15 protein-coding genes are annotated in these 19,136 nt (G+C 46.9%); 7 read left to right on the plus strand and 8 right to left on the minus strand.

Going from position 1 to position 19,136, the window contains the following annotated elements:
- Positions 1 to 19 precede the first annotated feature (19 nt).
- The 4 genes from BMW79_RS32620 to BMW79_RS32635 form a co-directional block, all read right to left on the minus strand.
- On the minus strand, positions 20 to 1,450 hold the full coding sequence (locus BMW79_RS32620) for a SusD/RagB family nutrient-binding outer membrane lipoprotein (protein ID WP_089903618.1): 1,431 nt from the start codon (positions 1,448 to 1,450) through the stop codon (positions 20 to 22).
- Between the two features lie 13 nt (positions 1,451 to 1,463).
- Positions 1,464 to 4,646 carry a SusC/RagA family TonB-linked outer membrane protein gene (locus tag BMW79_RS32625; protein WP_089903621.1) on the minus strand — a complete coding sequence of 1,061 codons (3,183 nt, stop codon included), beginning with the start codon at positions 4,644 to 4,646 and terminating at the stop codon, positions 1,464 to 1,466.
- Between the two features lie 463 nt (positions 4,647 to 5,109).
- Positions 5,110 to 5,499 carry a hypothetical protein gene (locus BMW79_RS32630; protein ID WP_089903624.1) on the minus strand — a complete coding sequence of 130 codons (390 nt, stop codon included), beginning with the start codon at positions 5,497 to 5,499 and terminating at the stop codon, positions 5,110 to 5,112.
- Positions 5,500 to 5,689: 190 nt separating this feature from the next.
- Positions 5,690 to 6,514, minus strand: a complete 825-nt coding sequence (locus BMW79_RS32635) for an N-acetylmuramoyl-L-alanine amidase (RefSeq protein ID WP_089903627.1) — start codon at positions 6,512 to 6,514, stop codon at positions 5,690 to 5,692.
- A 153-nt stretch (positions 6,515 to 6,667) separates the two neighbouring features.
- On the opposite strand from BMW79_RS32635, the gene BMW79_RS32640 reads away from it, so the two are divergent.
- Together BMW79_RS32640 and BMW79_RS32645 are read left to right on the plus strand one after the other, a co-directional pair.
- Positions 6,668 to 7,549 (plus strand): lysophospholipid acyltransferase family protein, encoded by an 882-nt coding sequence (locus BMW79_RS32640; protein ID WP_245752769.1) that lies wholly within the window; start codon positions 6,668 to 6,670, stop codon positions 7,547 to 7,549.
- A gap of 46 nt (positions 7,550 to 7,595) precedes the next feature.
- The gene (locus tag BMW79_RS32645; RefSeq protein WP_089903633.1) at positions 7,596 to 8,627 is read left to right on the plus strand and encodes a fatty acid desaturase family protein; all 1,032 of its coding nucleotides are present in this window, start codon (positions 7,596 to 7,598) and stop codon (positions 8,625 to 8,627) included.
- Here BMW79_RS32645 and BMW79_RS32650 read toward each other — a convergent pair.
- Positions 8,572 to 9,279 carry a DJ-1/PfpI family protein gene (locus BMW79_RS32650; RefSeq protein ID WP_089903636.1) on the minus strand — a complete coding sequence of 236 codons (708 nt, stop codon included), beginning with the start codon at positions 9,277 to 9,279 and terminating at the stop codon, positions 8,572 to 8,574. The genes BMW79_RS32645 and BMW79_RS32650 overlap by 56 nt on opposite strands.
- A 113-nt stretch (positions 9,280 to 9,392) precedes the next feature.
- Complete coding sequence (locus BMW79_RS32655) at positions 9,393 to 10,289, minus strand: aldo/keto reductase (RefSeq protein WP_089903639.1); 897 nt, start codon at positions 10,287 to 10,289, stop codon at positions 9,393 to 9,395.
- A 1,932-nt stretch (positions 10,290 to 12,221) separates the two neighbouring features.
- Between BMW79_RS32655 and BMW79_RS32660 the strand changes: the two genes are divergently transcribed.
- Both BMW79_RS32660 and BMW79_RS32665 read left to right on the plus strand, forming a co-directional pair.
- Positions 12,222 to 13,175, plus strand: coding sequence for an ADP-ribosylglycohydrolase family protein (locus BMW79_RS32660; RefSeq protein ID WP_089903643.1), 954 nt, complete (start codon positions 12,222 to 12,224; stop codon positions 13,173 to 13,175).
- Between the two features lie 131 nt (positions 13,176 to 13,306).
- Entirely contained in the window at positions 13,307 to 14,128 is an 822-nt protein-coding gene (locus tag BMW79_RS32665; protein ID WP_089903646.1) for a DUF6515 family protein, read from the plus strand.
- A 66-nt stretch (positions 14,129 to 14,194) separates the two neighbouring features.
- Here the strand turns inward: BMW79_RS32665 and BMW79_RS32670 are convergent, their stop codons facing one another.
- Complete coding sequence (locus BMW79_RS32670) at positions 14,195 to 15,877, minus strand: TPM domain-containing protein (RefSeq protein ID WP_089903649.1); 1,683 nt, start codon at positions 15,875 to 15,877, stop codon at positions 14,195 to 14,197.
- A gap of 73 nt (positions 15,878 to 15,950) precedes the next feature.
- On the opposite strand from BMW79_RS32670, the gene BMW79_RS32675 reads away from it, so the two are divergent.
- From BMW79_RS32675 to BMW79_RS32685, 3 genes are all read left to right on the plus strand, one after another.
- Positions 15,951 to 16,472: a hypothetical protein gene (locus BMW79_RS32675; protein WP_089903652.1), complete on the plus strand. Its 522-nt coding sequence runs from the start codon at positions 15,951 to 15,953 to the stop codon at positions 16,470 to 16,472.
- A gap of 175 nt (positions 16,473 to 16,647) precedes the next feature.
- Complete coding sequence (locus BMW79_RS32680; RefSeq protein ID WP_089903656.1) at positions 16,648 to 17,751, plus strand: hypothetical protein; 1,104 nt, start codon at positions 16,648 to 16,650, stop codon at positions 17,749 to 17,751.
- 88 nt (positions 17,752 to 17,839) lie between these two features.
- Complete coding sequence (locus BMW79_RS32685) at positions 17,840 to 18,304, plus strand: VOC family protein (RefSeq protein WP_089903659.1); 465 nt, start codon at positions 17,840 to 17,842, stop codon at positions 18,302 to 18,304.
- Positions 18,305 to 18,404: 100 nt separating this feature from the next.
- Here the strand turns inward: BMW79_RS32685 and BMW79_RS32690 are convergent, their stop codons facing one another.
- Positions 18,405 to 19,136 (minus strand): anti-sigma factor, encoded by a 732-nt coding sequence (locus BMW79_RS32690; RefSeq protein WP_089903662.1) that lies wholly within the window; start codon positions 19,134 to 19,136, stop codon positions 18,405 to 18,407.

Raw genomic sequence — 19,136 nt, forward strand, 5'->3', positions numbered from 1 at the left:
TTCTTTTATCTGTTTTATTCTAGTACATATCAAACCAAACCCTGGTAGTGAGTACATCTGCGCCCTGACGGGCTACAGCGGCTTTGTAGTTATTACCGTTCAATGCCTGCTCACTGGAAGGATACGTTAAACGCAGCGGCATTTTTCCACCCAACACACCGGTATAAGCAGGTGTGAGTTGTGGATAATCCAGTCTTCTCCACTCCGCGAAAGCTTCCAGGCCTTCACTGAAAAGCGCCAGCCATTTCTGCTCACCAATGGATTTTTTATAATTATTCGCATCGTAGGCAACTGAAGCTTGCGCCAGGTAGGTATCTACCTGTGCTCCTGTGATACCATACTGTTTGAAAGATGCGCGGATGGCTTGTCTATACAGATCTGCCGCATTGCCGCTGATCAGGTTACGCTGTGCGGCTTCTGCCAGGATGAACAACTGCTCTGCATAAGTAAATACAAAGGCAGGCGCCTGTGTGGCAGTGAAAACAGCACCCACATCTGAGGTTTTGGTGAAACCAAGCCTGGAGGCGGAATCGGCTGTAAGACCGTTTGTTACGCCTACATATGCATTGGTATCTGCCGGTAAAGCTGCGTATATGCTTAAACGTGGGTCGTTCAGTGCTTTCAGTCTGTCTACCACCGTTTTACTGATGCGATAATCGTTACGTGTTTCCCTGTTCTTACCCACCGGGTTCTGGTTAGGAGAAGTGAGGTAATTCAGTTTTGCTTCCCGGTCGGAGGCGGTGAATAAGAAGTTGCCTTCTGCTGCCAGTTCCGCGAACACAGCTTTAGCGGCTTCCGGATCCCGGTCGGCGATACGCAGTGCAATGCGGGAGCGCAGTCCGTTTGCAAATTTCTTCCAGCCGTTCATATTGTTAGCCAGTAAAGAATCGCCCTGGATAGGATTGTCGGCGGGAGATATAATGCTTACGGCACCTTTCAGCTCCGCCAGCAGTCCCCTGTACACCACTCTCTGACTATCGTATACGGGTGTGAGGTATTGATCGATTTTGCCGGCCTGTGTATAAGGAATATCTCCATACAGGTCTGTCAACACCTGGAAAATCCAGGAGCGCATGATGATACCGACTGCCTTATAGTTAGGATTATGCAGGGTATCTCCCAATTCTGCCAGTTTGGTAAAATCGGCAATTCCCTGTGCATAAAAGTTATTCCATACATTCTGGATGTTGGTGGTAGCTGGTTTATAAGTATCCGGTTCCGGGTATTGTATTTTTGCCCAGTACTGGATATACAGCAACGTAGTTTCCATCGTAGCATCACTACCCCAGTAAGTATCCACATTGGCTTTGATACCATTGCTCAGCAGGTAATCCGGCTGCACGGTGGTTGGTTCGTTCGGATTTATGTTGGTGCGCTCCAGGTCTTTCTGGCAACCAGAAAACCATATGGTAGCAACTATTAAATAAAAAGGAATGAATATCTTCTTCATAATCGGTCAATCATTAAAATGAAACATTCAGGTTAAAGCCAAAGCTGCGGGTAGTGGGTATCTGCAGCGTTTCCAGTCCCTGGCCATTACCGGTATTAAAGGCTGTTTCAGGATCTACGTTCGGTGTATTCTTGTGCAGGTATCCGAGGTTTCTGCCTACCAGTGCCACGTTCACGGCCTGCAATCCCCATTTCTTCACGAGGGAGGCCGGTATAGTATAGCCAATTTTTACTTCTCTCAGTTTTACAAAGGAAGCATCGTACACAGCACTTTCATTGAGACTGCTGCTGTACACCGCTTTGTAATAGGTTTGAGCAGAAAGAATAGACTCGTTTTTCTTACCATCTGCCGTATAACCATCGAAGATGATCCCGTCGTGTTTTACGACTGCTCCACCCGGCGCGGTGGCGTTATGATCTGGCAGTGGTATATTTTTGCCGCCGGAAGTATAATAAGGTAAGCCGCCATGTTCCTGGTCACGACCCTGCATGGTAGCTTCCAGTACGCCTGTTCCCATACCGGTGGAATTGGTACCGGACCAGAGGGAGCCGCCTTGTTTGGTATCGATCAGGAAGCTCAGATTAAAGCCTTTGAAAGAAAAACTATTGTTGATGCTACCTGTCCATTTTGGCGTGAAGTAGCCTAATACTTTCTTGCTTGGATCTACAGACGGGGTACCGTCTGCATTTACGAGGATCCTGTTTTCGCTGTCTCTCTTATAAGCAGTACCATAAAGGGCGCCATAGCGCTGGCCTTTGCTGGCCAGTACCTGCATATTGCCGGAGCTGCCCAGTACATAGTTGTTCAGGAAACCATCAGCATCCAGTTCAATCACCTTGCTCACGTTACGGGCATAGTTAACATTTACATCCCAGCGGAATCCGGAGCGTGTAGTGATGGGCGTTAGTCCCAGTGTTACTTCCACACCCTGGTTGCTCAGCGCACCGGTATTCAGCAGTTTTTTCAGGTAGCCGGTAGTAGAACTTACGTCTGCCAGCAGTATCTGGTTGCGGCTGCGGGAGTTGTAATAGGTTACATCCAGTCTTGCGCGGTTATCGAAAAATCCTGCTTCCACGCCTACTTCTGTAGAAGTAGTGATTTCAGGTTTCAGGTCTTTGTTCAAATATTTGTCAGACACTGTGAGTAAAGGCAGGGAGCCAAACGGCTGATTGAAAGGATAGGTATTTATTTCCTGGTAAGGATCGGTGTCCTTTCCTACCTGTGCCCAGCCTCCACGCAATTTCAGCAGGGAGAGTGCCTGGCTCTGGATATGCAGCGCTTCGGACAATACAAGGCTGGCGTTTACAGAAGGATAGAAATAAGAGTTGTTACCTCTTGGCAATGTGGAGGACCAGTCGTTACGCGCAGTTAAATTCACAAACGCATAATTGCGGTAGCCTACCTGTGCTGCAGCAAATCCACTGTAAACCTTCTGCCTGGTGAGCAGGCTGGTAGAAATAAGCGGATCTCGGGAGTTGTTCAGCGTGTATACATCTTTCACGGCCAGGCGGGGCGCCTGTTGGTAGTTCTGTTCAAACTGATTGGAGCGGAGGTTCGCACCGGCCAGTACATCGATATCAAAATCGCTGCCCAGTTTTTTCTTGGCATTCAGCGTAAACTCACCATTGGTTTCGCTGACTGCGTAAGCATCTTCTGTATAAGAACCGAACGGCGTACCGTTGGTATAGTAAGCTACTTTGTATTTACGTCTGTCCTGGTAGTAATCGGTACCTATGCGGAAATTGGCGGTGAGCCAGTCCTGTATCTGGTAAGATAGACGGGCATTTCCGAGAAAACGGTTACGCAGCATCCCTACTGTATTTTCGTTCTGGATCCAGTATGGATTGCTATAGTAGCTGTGGTTCCAGTTGTAATCGGTACCATCTGCGTTTTTATAATTCTTCAGTTTACTCACATCTACCTGACGGCCAAACCAGATGAACTGGAGGGTAACGCTGTTACCGCGTCTGCCATCCACACCGGGAAGATTATCAGCAGCGCTGCGCACGTAATTGGCGTAGGTGCTGAGGGTCAGTTTTGGTGTGATGCGGAAGGTATTGCTGGCGGTAAAAGTATTGCGGGTAATACCGGTGTTGGGTAAAATACCTGTTTGTTTGGTGTTGTTATAGGAAAAACGGTAGTCCAGTTTTTCGTTGGAACCACCTACAGATAAACCATTATTCAGCGTATAGCCGGTCACGTAGAAATCCTTTACGTTATCGGGATGCGCTACAAACGGCACTGCTTCGCCATTGGAGAAGAACTGCGGAATGAGGCGGCCATCGAGTTTTGGCCCCCAGCTTTCATCCACACCATCGTTGAGGCCACCGCCTTTACCGTCTTTATAGGAAAATTGTCCGCCGGTACCCTGACCGTAAGAGTTTTGAAAATCGGGCAGGATGAGGAGTTTTTCAAAGGTAGCGCCGGAGTTAACGGTAACGCCCATACCGCCTTTGGTATCTTTTCCTGTTTTTGTTTTGATAACGATTACCCCGCTGGAGGCGCGTGAGCCGTATAAAGCGGCAGCGTTAGGACCTTTCAGCACGCTGATGGAGGCAATATCATCGGGATTGATATCCGAAATCGCATTGGCAAAATCGCGGCCGGTACCTACACCAAGCTGACTGTTATCGACCGGTACTCCATCCAGAACGAACAAGGGCTGGTTATTACCGGCGATAGAAGTTTCGCCACGGATTACGATACGTGAGGATCCGAGGTTACCCTGACTGTTGGTAACCTGTACCCCTGCTATCTTTCCGGACAATGCATTTACCAGGTTAGTTTCTTTTGCCTCAGAGATATCTTTTGATTTGAGTTCCTGTACAGCGTATCCCAGTGATTTTTTCTCACGGGAAATACCGAGAGCGGTAACCACCACTTCTTCCAGTTTCCTGTTACTGTTTTCCAGGGAGATATTGATAACGCGATTATTTCCAACTACTGCAAATGTTGTTTCGAAGCCTAAAGAGGAGAACTGAAGTGTATCATTCGCCTGTGCGCTGATCGAATATTTTCCATCCGGATCGGATTGTGTACCACGGCTGGTTCCTTTTACCTGGATGATAGCGCCGGGTATGCGTTGCGCATCTGCGCGGGATGTTACTACCCCGTTTACCCTGATTTCCTGGGCAATACTCTGCTGCAGCCACAGTAACCCTGGCAGCAGGCATAACAGCCTTTTTACGTAATTCATGCTTAGTACTTAGTTTATAAAGTTGACTCAGATCTTTGCGGAGAATGCATGTATATCAGCCCCCCTTCAGATTTTGGTTTTTTTGTTCCGGTGCATAATCAGTTAATATCGGGTGCAAAAGTAAGGCACAATTATTAATCCACAAAATTTATAGACTAAATAGATTTAAAGAAATAGGGAGGACTCTTTACGGCTTCCGGGCGGGGATTTCCGGGATTAATATTTTTAAGTGCATTGTATTTCCCGAAAAAAAAGGTGAAAGTAAAAGTGCTGATTATTTTAGTTGACTGTTTTTGAACAGGAATTATTCCAGGGAATCAGAGCTGGTAAAAACCGGCTGATACTTTGTGGGAGCAAGGAAAGCAGCTCCTGTTATCACGTCGCAGTGAGCAATGATTACAGTTTATAAAATTTACCGGGAGATGGTATCTCCCGGTAAATTTTCTTTATTAAAACTGCGACATTACTTTGCGTCAAGCAGTTTTTTAAGTTCTGTTTTACAGTCTTCGATATTCTGCCAGATCATGCGATCCTGGCATACGGTACCCTTATACTTGAGGGTCACTTTTGTTTTCCGCAATATTACCTGGTAGTATTCCGGTGCATTGGGAGAGTTTTCCCAGGTAACTTTTCCATTTTCTTCGATGCCGCCGGCGAGTTTGTCTTCGATAATGGCATTTACTTTTTTGCGCAGGTTATCTGCAAAGTCGTAGCTGACATCTGTTTTTACGAGACAGGAAGAATCGTTTACAGGATTGGTTGTTTTTTGGGCGGCCACTTGTTCTTTGGGCCAGCATAGTAATGCGGCGCTGGCTGCTACCAGCAGTAACGGGAATCTAAAGGAGCGTTTCATAACAAGTACGATTAAGATAACGGTGGAGAATAGGTATAATAACAAGTCCGGGAAAAATGATCTCTTGATTGCTGATTCTGGTTTATAGCGCTTTTAACTCATTATTAAAATAACATATTTATCTCACACCACAAAATAATCTTGTGGGAGACGTAGGGGTAAAGATAAAGTTGGGTGTCTTCCTAACAGGTCATTGATATTGTTGCCGGAGATTGAGCATTATTTTCCTGGCGGCATCGTTTAGTCCAGGGAGGCTGTCGGCCGGTATAAAATGGCGTTTAAAGGCCATGATGGCGGCAGTAGAGTCTTTAATATCATACCCGATGATGCGAAGGGAGAGCAGCGGGTCGAAATTATCGGGCACGGTAGTGGTACTGGTGTCTTTATACCAGAGACCAAAACCTTTGTCAGCGAGCTGTTGCCAGGGAAACCAGGCGCTGGGATCTACTTTGCGGCCGGGAGCGATATCTCCGTGACCGATGAAATTAGCAGCGGGAATATTGTAGCGGTGTTGCAGGGTATCCAGTAATACGAGCAGGCTGCTGATCTGGGCGGGGGCAAAAGGTTCCTTCCCGTTATTGTCCAGTTCTATACCGATGGAAGAAGAATTAATATCCGTGAGGTTGCCCCATTTGGCGATTCCCCCGTGCCAGGCGCGGAGATAGTCGTTCAGCATATGATGGATGGCGCCATCACGGCAGATTACATAGTGAGCGCTTACCTGTGTTTTCTGCATGGTAAACGTATTCAATGTTTGTTCACATGAATTCTGAGCGGTATGATGTATGATGACAAGATTGGGTTTCCGCATGTTAAAATTAACGGTACCTACCCAGGAAGGGGCTCCTACGCTGTTCAATGCTCCGGGTTGCTCCCGCAGTACTTTCGCATAGGTCCTGGCTTCCTGCCGGTACACCTTATTGGTGGCGGCATACGGGTTACGGGCGCAATACGAAAGGCTGCCGATGGCTGCCAGCAGGCAGCTGTTTCTTACAAAGCGGGTGATGGTCTTCATCTGGAACTGTTAAAGTTTAGAAAACACTACCGGATAAAGATACTAAATGAAGTAATGCGTCGTTTTTTTCACGGATACTATGAAAAGTGTTCTTTAAGACATATATTTACGTTTTCAATAATACTTTTAGGAGTATCAAAAACCTGTGCCACATTGTCTGCTATTGCCTACTACTTACTGTTACCACTGATCTACGCGCTATCGCTTCTGCCATTTCGTGTGCTTTACCTGGTATCTGACGCAGTATATGTGCTGTTGTATTATGTGATGGGCTACCGTAAAAAAGTAGTTCTTCAGAACTTACGGAATTCTTTTCCAGAAAAGAGTGACGAAGAGATCAAACGCATCTGTAAAGATTTTTATCATTACCTGTGCGACCTCTTCCTGGAAACGTTTAAAACGCTGACCATCAGCAAAACTGCGATGGTGAAGCATTGTAGCTTCACACCTGCTACGCTGGAGCTTTTTCACCGCCTGGAAGCGGAGAAAAAGAGTGCGGTGCTGGTGATGGGGCACAAAGGAAACTGGGAATGGGCCGGGAATACATTTAGTATTCTTTGCCGCCAGCAGTTGTATGTCATCTATCATCCCTTGGCCAACAAGCATTTTAACGGGCTGATGTACCGCATGCGTACCCGCTTTGGCACGAAACTGATTGCCATGCAGGACACATTCCGGGATATGGTACAAAACCGTGGAGAAGTAAATGCGACGGCTTTTATTGCTGATCAGGCCCCACAGCCGAAAACAGCACAATGGCTCAACTTCCTGCATCAGGATACGCCTGTTTTCAAGGGAACCGAGAAAATAGCGCAAAAAATGAATTACCCGGTCGTGTATGTAACCGTGCAACGCGAGAAGAGAGGTTACTATACCGTGTCGGCAGAGTTACTGACCGCCACACCGGCAGACGAAAAAGACGGAGCTATTACTGCTGCACACACCCGCAAGCTGGAAACGGATATTGTTTCCCAACCGGCAACATGGCTGTGGTCGCACAAAAGATGGAAACATAAACGCTCCGCCGTTATTTAATCATTGATGCAACTAAACAACTTTAGATAGATCATCCTACAACGATATGCTGGAAGGTAAAGAACTGATACTGGCTACCAAGCCATATGCGCGCGAAGAAAGAGCCAAGAGCTGGCTGTATACAATATCAACATTAGCATTGTTGGTGCTGGCATTGACCGGTACCCTCCTTTTACCTTACCTGGTGTTAAGAATAGTGGCCAGCATCCTTTCAGGACTGCTCATTGTAAGAATGTTTGTAATCTATCATGATCACCAGCATCATGCAATCCTTCATAAATCATGGCTGGCAGATGCCATCATGACTACTTTCGGGGTATATGTACTGGCGCCGTCCAGTATATGGAAGCGTTCGCACGATTATCACCATAAGCACAATTCAAAGTTGTTCAGCGCCAGCATCGGCTCCTACCCTATCATTACCCGTAAGAAATTTGAATCGATCACGCCCGCAGAAAGACGCACGTACCTGTTCAGCCGTCATCCGCTGACTATTGCTGCCGGTTATTTGTCGATGTTTATGATCGGCATGTGTGTGCAGTCGTTTTTAAGCAGTCCGCGTAAACACCTTGATTCTTTACTGGCCCTGCTCATTCATATCGGCGGCAGCGCCGCAGTAGTGTATTTCCTGGGCTGGGAAAGCTGGTTGCTGTTTATACTGGTGCCGTTTACCATTGCATGCGGACTGGGTGCCTATCTTTTTTATGCACAGCATAATTTCCCGGGTGTTACTTTCAACGTCAACAAGGAATGGTGTTACGACAAAGCGGCACTGTTATCTTCCAGTTATATGGTGATGAATCCGGTGATGAAATGGTTTACCGGAAATATCGGCTATCACCACATCCATCACCTGAATGCGCGGATTCCTTTTTACCGTTTACCGGAAGTGATGGAAAAAATACCTGTCCTCCAACGCGCTAAAACCACTACCCTGGGCTTTCGGGATGTACGCGCCTGTTTCCGGCTGAAGGTATGGGACCCGGAACAGCAACGCATGATCAGTTTACGTGAAATACGCTCTATTGCGGCGGCGCAGCGGATGCGGCAGCACGATCCTGCAATAGTTGCCGGATAATATGCTTCCGGGTATCCACCATGTGAGCCGTGAGTTCCTTTGTTTTTTGTAATACCGGCAAACCGGCTGTATTTGGAGAGCCCGCCCTGAAAGGCGGTGCGGGATTATATTCCAGTTGCAGCTGTACTATTTTTGCGGTTTCTTCACCACCGATCAGGGCCGTCAGCACTAATCCGAAATCAATACCGGCGGTAACGCCTCCGCCGGTGATACGGTTCCTGTCTCTTACCACTCTCTCTTCTACTGTATCCACCCCGAACATTCTCAGCAATTCCAGCGAGCGCCAATGCGTAGTGGCTTTGTAACCATCCAGCAATCCGGCTGCTGCCAGTACGAGTGCACCTGTACAGACGGATGTAATATATTTTGCCTGCACGGCCTGCTGTTGCAAAAACTGTAATATTACCGGATTGGTAAGACAGGCATTGATTCCTTTACCTCCGGGCACAAAGAGGACGTCGAGCTGCGGGCAGTCGTGTATCGCGACTTCCGGCTGTAATAAAAGGCCGCCTTCTGCCCGTATCAGCGCAGTGGTTTCCCCGATGATGATCACGTCAAAGCAGGGTGCTTTCACAAATACATCATAAGGACCTGTAAAATCGAGGATGGTCAGGTCCGGGAAGAGCAACATGCCCACTTTTAGTTTTTGCATATATAAAGCTTTAAACGCGGTACAATGTTAATGCTGGTCACTGAAGGCAGGGAGCAGCGATGCAGATGCTGCCGCTACAAACACTGATAACAGCGACGGATTTCCTTTATAAACTATCGGTGTTGATCATACACATTTGCTTTAAGCGCGTGTTGCAGCCGTTCTATTTCCGCTGGTAACAGGGCAGGCGCTTTAGCAGTCCGGAGTGCGTCTTCCAGTTGATCGCTGGTACGGATGCCTACAATGGCGCTGCTGATAGCAGGTTGTTGTAATACAAACTTCAAAGCAGTTTGTGCTGCTGCTCTTTCCGGCGAGCTGAGTTCACGGATGGCGGCAGCAGCGGCAGACACTTCTTCGGCGGAGTAGTTCAGATAAGGTGTAGCAGGTTTATTCACCAACAGTCCTTTGGCCACGCTTCCCCTTGCCAGTACGCCGATATTGTTTTGCTGCAATAGTGGCAAAGCCGTTTCTTCCGGGCGTCTGTCGAGCAGACTGTATTGCATCATCACACTTACGATATGGGAGCGTTGTACATATTCCCTGATTACATTGGGCCGGATGGAAGAGATGCCATAGTGCCTGATTTTCCCTTGCTGTTGCAGCATCTCAAAGGCGGCAATGGTTTCGTCCATAGGATCATCCAGTGTGCCTCCATGAAGTTGATAGAGATCGATATAATCTGTTTGCAGTCTTTGCAGACTTGCTTCCACAGCGGAAAGGATATATGCTTTGCTTGGATTCCAGTCCCAGCCGCTGCCATCCTCTTTCCACTGATTTCCAACTTTGGTGGCGATGATAACGGAGGATCTCCTGTCCTTCAGCGCTTTACCTACCGAGGTTTCATTTTGTCCGTGTTCATAAAGGTCTGCGGTATCAAAGAAATTGATTCCCTGATCACAGGCCTGATGAAGAAGACGTGCATTGGCGGTATCGTCGTTGCCTAATGACATACAGCCGAATCCAATTTCACTGACAGCCAGTGCTGATTTTCCGAGGAGGCGATATTGCATGATGTTCCGGATTTACTAAATGATCTGTCTACACTTTCTGGGGAAAGCCGGTTACGAAGTTATCGCCAAAATACTCATTTTTTTCATCCGGTTATAAAACAAGGGACTGTCTCAACAGACAGTCCCTATTTCATTTGTTGTCCACCTCAAAATGAGTTATGTTGAAATAAGCATCGGAGGGCCGTTGCATTATCATGAATTGTCAGAAAGAGGGGCCGCCTGGAAAAACGGCCCGTGTTCTTTAGTATGTCCGATCCATTATAAGCGCTTTCATGCGCGTGATCCGGGAAGAAAGAAGAACAGGGACCACCTGGAAAGATGGTCCACTCCCATCTTATTCTAACCCAAAATCATACGTGCATATAAGTATGTATGTTGAAGGCTGTTGTCAGCCTGATTTTCAAAATATGGACCGTCTGGAAAGACGGTCCGGATTATGCCGTTAAAACAAATTGTGCCAGGCGTTGATCTGCCTGGTACCAGCCCACCTGGAAAGATGGCCTGACATTAGATGTTTGACCTATTTTTAAAGACCTCTTTTTGTTATATATCCAAGACCGTTATGGTCTGATGTTGCTATATGTGGACCATCTGGAAAGATGGTCCGGCTATATCTCACTCAGGTACTAACCTATTAAAGGCACCAAACTCGTCGTATATCGAAGACTGTTACCAGTCTGATTTGTCCGGAAAAGGACCGCCTGGAAAGACGGTCCGGCTTTCCCATGTTCACCTTACTAAAAGCAGCAAAGTAGTTGTATATGGAAGACTGTTGCCAGTCTGGTTCTTCTGGTTGGGGACCGCTTAGAAAAACAGTCCCCGGTCGTCCGAATCAATCGCAGCATAAATGGCTTTGTATGATGATACTGAGCGACTTTACATATGACGTGTATATTTAGACAATAGTGGGGCATACGCCTTCCTATCGATGATTTCCGGAGGTGGACCGCTTAGAAAAACGGTCCGTTGTTTAGCTTCCATTGTTGCATTCCAATATTGTTACTGCTCCTCGTTTTATGAAGGAAAGGGAGGGACTGCCTTAACAGGCGGTCCCGTTAAACTTGCATCGCAAAGACTTCAACTAATCATTCGTCTCAATTTCAGGAAACCGAACTGTCTGGAAAGACGGTTCGTACTTGTATTACTAAATCACCCCTTTCGTCATGGAAAATGATTGGTTAACTGTATACGGGCACAAACAATGAATAATCTGTGTTGTTGGGGCACACGTTTTCCTTCTCCGGGCATCCGGCTGAGCGGTGTTCACCAGATGACCTGATGATATACCAGGTTGTATGCATCTTGTAGTTATACTATCAATGCCACGCCCATTCATCGCATAGGCTGATGATACACCTGCTGTATACTTCCGGTGTTTATGTACCATACCTATTCACCGCGCTACCGGCTGATACACCTGCCAGATGCTTCCTGTAGCCATGCCGTTACCGGGATAACTAATTCAGCACAAAGAAGAATAACTGATAATGATAATGCCCAAGGTAAGTGCATGTTTGAAAATGCCTGTTGAACAAAAAAGATTGCATGTGGGTTAATTTTCGTTATTAATAAGTGAGCAGTCTATTTGATGATGACAAATAAATCCTGCTTCTCTACGGGTTAACTGATCTCAAAAAGTTATGGTTATAAATGGCTCCAGACAGACTAAAAAACAGATTTCGGTATTTCCGTTCAACGATGTGTTCATCGTGATAATGCAAAGGTAGTTCAGCGCACATCAATACGATCAGCCATCCAGGCTATTTTTTCAATGAACAACTATGAACGGTTTTGCAAAAACCTGAATAAAATGAATAACCGGAATCAAAAAAATTATTGTATAAATATTATTGCACGTTTATCAGGATTAAGAAATCAACCGTATATTCAGTGTTGTAATTTCATACATACTTTAACGTTAGTTCCTATCCCATGCAAAAACAAATAACAGGTGCGTTTTATGGTATCGCCATCGGTGATGCACTGGGTGTACCGGTCGAATTCAAAACGCGTAGCTATCTCAAAGAAAATCCCATTACCACCCTTACCGGCTATGGCTGCTGGAACCAACCGGCAGGTACTTTTTCCGATGATTCTTCTCTTACTTTCTGCACTGCAGAAAGCCTGATCGGAGGATATGATGTGCAGCGTATGGCACAAACCTTTGTGCGCTGGTCATCGGAAGGCTACTGGGGAGCGCATAACGAAGTATTTGACATAGGCCACACTACCCGCAGGGCTTTGCAACGCGTAGGTGCAGGTGTTTCCCCGCTGGTAAGCGGCGGTTTTGAGGAATTTGAAAACGGTAACGGTTCCCTGATGCGGATCATGCCCCTGGCGTTCTTCCTGGCAAATGAAAATGATATTCATCAGCGTTATCAGATCATCCGGGAAGTATCCGCTATCACGCACCAGCATTTCCGTTCGGTGCTGGGTTGTTTCATTTATGTGGAATTTCTGCGTGCGCTGCTTTCACTGAAAAATATTGCTGAGGCATATTTACAGATGCAACGGAGTGTTAATGCGTATGTCGCTAACCAATCTTTCAACGAGGCGGAAATAAAGCACTATGAGCGTGTTTTACAGCAAAATATAGCGGAAGTATCCGAACAGCAGCTACTCAGCTCCGGTTATGTAGTATACACACTGGAAAGTGCACTCTGGTGCCTGCTCCGGACAAACGATTACGCCTCCTGCGTATTGCTGGCGGTGAACCTGGGCGGCGATACCGATACTACCGGTGCGGTGGCGGGTGCAGCAGCAGGACTTCACTACGGTATCGATCAACTACCACCGGCATGGGTAAATGAAGTGGTTAAATCGTCAGAAATCGGTCATCTCGCGAATCGGTTTATGGCAGCGATAAATACGCCTATGAAGCCCTAAAACCGGCTACTCTGCTAAACCGGCCGCATTTTTGCATGATCTTGTTTTTCTCTTAAACTTTTGTCTCCTTTTACCGTCTAATAAATAACGAAAAAGAGGAATTGATCCGAAGACTATCAAATGTTAAGAAAATGAAAAACAGATTTTATATACTGTTCGTGCTGATTGGCCTGTTAGGCACTTTAACAGTAAGCAACGCAGATGCACAACGGGTTAGCGCAGGCCGTGGCGGCGGTGGTCATTTCGGTGGCGGCGGCGGCTTCCACTCCGGTGGCGGCAGAGTATATACAGCTCCGAGAATGTCATCTCCCAGAGTAGTAGCTCCTGTAAACAGAGGTTATTACTATCACGGTGGCGGACGTGCCTATTACGGACGCTCCTGGTACAGACCATACTACCGTCCTTACTATAACCCGTTCTATCCCCGTTTAGGTATATATGTTTCTTCCCTGCCTTTTGGTTACTTCTCACTGGGCGCCGCCTTTGGTCCAATGTACTATTTCGGTGGCAGCTATTACCAGGCAACAGGTGACGATAGAGGCTATAAAGTAGTAGAAGCTCCAAACGGCGCTGCCGTACCGGATTTACCGGATGGCGCACAGGAAATAACAGTAGACGGAAATACGTATTATGAACTGAATGGCACCTATTACCAGGAAACCATGACCGATAACGGAAGACGTTATGTTGTAGTAGGAAAAAATGGAAAGATAGGCGACAAAACAGTGACAATTACAGACGATCAGAATAACAACAGCAACAATAACCCCGATAACGGAGCCGGTAACGACAATGCCTTGTTATCTCAGTTACCGGATAATTGCCGCACCGTGAATATCAACGGTCAGCAACTCTTTTTATCACCAGACGGCATGTATTACCAGTCCGTTCTTAACAGCGATAACACCATCGCAGGGTATAAAGTAGTTGGTAAAATGGATGCCGATAAATAGTAGTAAGAAATATAGTTATTCAGTGAAACAGGGAGCCGGTTTTTAACCGGCTCTTTTTATTTACACTTACCAGCTGCTACTGGCCCCGCCTCCGCCCGAAGAACCACCGCCCCAGCTGGAAGAAGAGGAACTTGAAGACGAACTTCCGGAAGATGAAGACGAGGACGATGAAGAGGATACCTTTGGAATTACAAACTGGTAATCGTGCGAATAACTGCAAAACACACAGGTATATTCTTTGATTCCCCAACCCTCTGAAGAGGTAGTAGCGTGCTTCTTGGTGAGGATTTTGTCGCACCGGAAGGTCTTGTGTTTACAGGAAGGACAGTCGGCCAGTGAAGACCGCATATTGGTGTAATTCAGTACCGTTTGCGTATTACAGCTTTCGCAGCGCCATACGTCGTAGTCGACAGATTGCAGCTTCTCCTCCAGTATCTGTCCTTTGTCGAGATAAGTATCTTCTGTTGCTTCGTCCAGTTTGTGCATAGGTTGAGAACAGTGAGGACAATCATATACATCATTGCGCAGGTGATTCAGCCGTCTTTTCAGCAACAGGATATACAGCCATAAAAACGGCAACGGGAATACGAAAATGGCAGGACGCAGATCCCTCCGCAATACGGCCAGCCGCAGCCAGCGCAGGTGGCGGCTATCGTTGCGCAGCATAATGGAAGACCGGAGCATGATCAGCAGAATAGCCACGTGCATAAATACCACCCAGATCACATAATAAATCAGGCATGTTTTCCAGAACCCTACATCGGTGTGCTTTAAAACTGCCAGGTAAAATATGCTATATATGGCCGTTGCATGAATAATAATCAGCCCTATCCAGCGCGGGCGCAGGAATTCATTGGCGACAGCACTCATATTCAATGGTTCCGGATCCGAATCGTTATAGCTCTTCGTCTTCTTTCCTAGTTTTTTTCCAAAGAAAATACTCATCATAATAGCGGAAGCGAATAGCCAGGTGATGATGGCGGCAAAGGAAAAGTCGCCGGTATAATCATTTGAAGCGGAATTGGTACTCACTTCTGTGCCGGCAAATGCCTGTGGCGCTGCGTATACCACATCAGAATCTTCTGATGACGCTGTAGCCACATCGATCGGGGTAGCCAGGGCAGGTTCTGCTACGGGCGGCGCCGGAACTGCATCCGGAGGAGGTTGGGGCAGCAGCGATACATCCTGCGCGGGCTGATCCGGCAGCTTGTCGTACGCGTAGTTGCCGTTATTAAACAGGGAAGCCACTGATTTGACGCCATCTGTAAACGCCTCATCGTATTGGTGTTCCTTGATATGCGGGATCATATACTCCTGCTGGATGCGGAAACAGATAATGTCGGGCATATCGGCTTCCAGTCCGTATCCTGTTTCAAATTCCAGCTTACGGGCATCTTCCACCATCAGGATCAGCAGGCCGTTATTCTTTTCCTTCTCTCCTATTTTCCAGTAGTTGAACAGCTTATGGGCGAAATCGCGGGATTCATTGTCCCCGATACTTTTCAGGATTACCACCGCCACCTGGGCTTTGCCTGAATTATCGAGTGCCGTCAACTTTTCATCCAGTTCCGACACCGTAGCGTCAGAAATAAGATGATCGGGATTACTGACATAGCCTCCGCCATTTTTTTTGGGGTCGGGTACATCTTCTACGCTGAATTTCTGTTTTTTGCTCTGATCACACGACACCAGGAAACCAAACAATAATGCCACCAGGAGGCATCTGAATAAAAACGGTTGATACTTCATCAGGATATTTTCTGTGCCGAAGATATGTTTATTTAACTTTTTCTTTCAACAGAAAAAAGTATTTTAAGGCCTTATGAAGCCCTTCGCATGGATATGGATGCTGACACTATGCCTGGCAGCTACCGGCAGTTTTGCACAGTCACAGACGCCTGATACGGCGGTGCAACCGGTGCAACTGAAGACCGTCCATATTATTCAGTATCATTTTTTCAAAGACTCTGCCGCTTTCCGCGAGGAATACGGCCGGGAAATGTCTTTCCGCCGCCCGAAATTCTTTGAAGTCTATAAAATTACGGCGGTAGACATCAATAAGCTGTACAAGGCCACCCAGGTGAAGAAAAACAGGAAAAAAATGGCCTTCCGGCATATGCTGCTGGATAAAGAAGAGGAAATGTACGTCAACAGCGTATATACGCCCTCGCTGGTGAATAAGGTAACCCAGCTGGATGGCGACAGCCTCCAGCGGTTTATGAACTATTACCGTCCCGGCTATTCGTTTATCAAAGGGGCCTCCGATTATGATATCTATGTGGAGATAAAAAAACAGTATGGCGCTTTTATCAAAACCCGCGACAGCGTGCTATCTAAGCCATAACAGACATTTCTTTGCACCGGCCTGCCACGAAAAATACTATATTTCCATATCCATACGTTTTACTAATTACTGCTATAATTGGCAGGAATGGTCACTGCTGTGGTAAAGATTACATAAATTAGTGATCTCAAACCAGTTAACGTTGTTAGTTTTTAAGATTCTCAATACAGCTCACATGAAAAGGTTTTTCATATTGGTTGCCCTTCTCGTTCCGGTATTACTATCCGCGCAAACGAAACTCAGTCAAACCATTATCGACGATTTTTCCGCCAGGGTAGCTGCACACTACCAGCTGCCGCATGATTCCATTACCGGATATATCGCGGAACAGCTGACGCGTAGTGGCAACGCCGGGCTGGATATTGACTCCACTGTTTTTGATCTGAAGAAAGACCCGGTAGCCCTGGATGCTGCTTTGAAATTCCTTTACCAGTACAGCGATTGTAACCGGCAACGGTTCATTGCCAACCTGCGCAGTATGAACCTGCAAACCAACAGCGTATTTCCTATTGCCACTTACACAGCCAATAAATACAAGGGCGATGTCAAAGCCCTGATGGAAGATAAACAGGATTTCCTGACCACTTACACGGGTCCGGTAACCGGCAAAAAGCCACCAGCTACCATTGCAGAAGTAGCTGCGGCGAACCAGGCAGCCGCCAATGCACCTGCTACTGCCAGCAACGGTAACGAAACCACGGCTACTGAAACAGCCACAGGCGACAACGCTACCGCAGCTACAACTGCTGCACCTGCAGCGGATACACGTAACTGGGAAGTAAAGCCGCTGTTTTCGGTACGCACCCCGGAACAACTGGTGGAAATGTACGGCGCCAACAACGTTACCCAGCATGATGCAGTAAACCTCTCCGGGGAAAAAGAAGGAGAAGCTTATCTCATCTATCCTGATACAGACAATGAACTGGAAGTGCAGTTTGACGGTGAAAATGGCAACATCCTCACCTTCTCCCACTATCCTTCCAAGTGGAAATCGCCTTATGGTATCAAAGCCGGCGATCCACTTGATAAACTGAGCAAAGTAAATGGCCGTCCTTTTAAACTGAATGCGTTTGAGTGGACCAACAGCGGCATGGTGTCCAGCTGGAACGGCGGTGCGCTGGAAGGCAAAGGCGTGGTGATTGTGCTGAAAGCCAATAACACCGGCGATCCTAAACAATATGACCAGGCTACCGGCGATAAAACCCTGCGGTCTGATATGCCGGCCCTGAAAAAACTGGATGTGATCGTTGAATCAGTGGCGTTCAAGGCTGCCAACTAAAAATAATGGAAGTGCAAGGGGAAATTGTCTTACGCAGGTATGATAATTTCCCCTTGCACTTTTCAATTGCACTGATTATCTTGTTTGTATGAAACAATTTTTATTATCCGGCGGCCTCCTTTTGCTGGCCATTACCGGTATTTCTATTAACATGAATGGACAAACGAAGAAGTATCCATCCCTGAATCATATGGCGCTGTATGTGGTGGATCTGAAAATCAGTACCGATTTTTACCGGGATATTATTGGCCTGGAAACCATGGATGAACCGTTTAAAGATGGCAGACACAGCTGGTTTAAAGTGGGCGAAAACAGTCATGTACATGTTATTTCCGGTGCAAAGAAAGCGACAGAACATGATAAAAATACCCATCTCTGTTTCAGCGTGCCTGATATGGATGCGTTTGTGGCGACTTTAAAAGAGCATAAGATTGCTTTTGAGGACTGGCCTGGTAAAGCGGGTGCTATTACTAAAAGAGTAGACGGTGTACACCAGATTTACCTGCGTGATCCGGATGGTTACTGGCTGGAAATCAATGATGATAAATACTGATCAGGCGTCTTTAATCAATGCCTGCAATATTCTTCATGGGAATAACATTATAAAAAAGGGTCCGCGCCAATACAGCGCGGACCCTTTTTTATATCGTAGTTTATTTCAGGTCTTTTTCCAGGGAAGCAGCTTTCGCTGCGGCGGAGGCATCGGCCGGGATCTTCTTTAACCAGATCAATGCTTCTTTTTTATTGCCGGTCTGTGCATGATAAAGGGCGATGTAGAAAACAGCATCGTACTTAAATACAGATTCGCCCTGGTATACTTTTACCAGATCCGTCATGCCTGCTTCCACGGCGCCGGTCTGGGTAGCTGCAATTCCCCGGTAATAGAGCGCCGTCTGACTGCTGCTGTCTTTCGACAGGTAAGTATCCAGCAAAGGAATCACTTTCGTGTAGGCCTTCTCGTTAAAATACAGTGCGGCTGACTGTAGCAAAGTGTCTTCATTATTGCCCCGCTCTGCAGCTACCTGCATTTCAATGTTGCCATAGTTAGCCATATAATTAGTATCGCGGGAATAAAAGCGGAACAGGAATATGCCCGCCATTACTGCTGCGGCCACACCGATGGTAGCGAAGTACTTTTTAAAGGCCACTACTTTGCCTTTTTGATGGAAATGCGACCGTTGGGTTTCCAGCGTAGCTTTGAGTTGCTGCAGCCCCGGATCGGGCTGTAAACGGGCCGACAAAACAGCGGTGACTTCCCGGTACTGCTGTACCGATTCGGCCAGGGCCGCATCTTCCCGGAGTATTGCTTCAAACTGCAATCGTTCTTCGGGAGGCATGTCACCTTCCACGTAGCGGATAATATCTTCCTGGTTATAAGCAGCCAT

This window comes from Chitinophaga arvensicola (assembly GCF_900110835.1).
GTDB classification, from domain to species: domain Bacteria; phylum Bacteroidota; class Bacteroidia; order Chitinophagales; family Chitinophagaceae; genus Chitinophaga; species Chitinophaga arvensicola.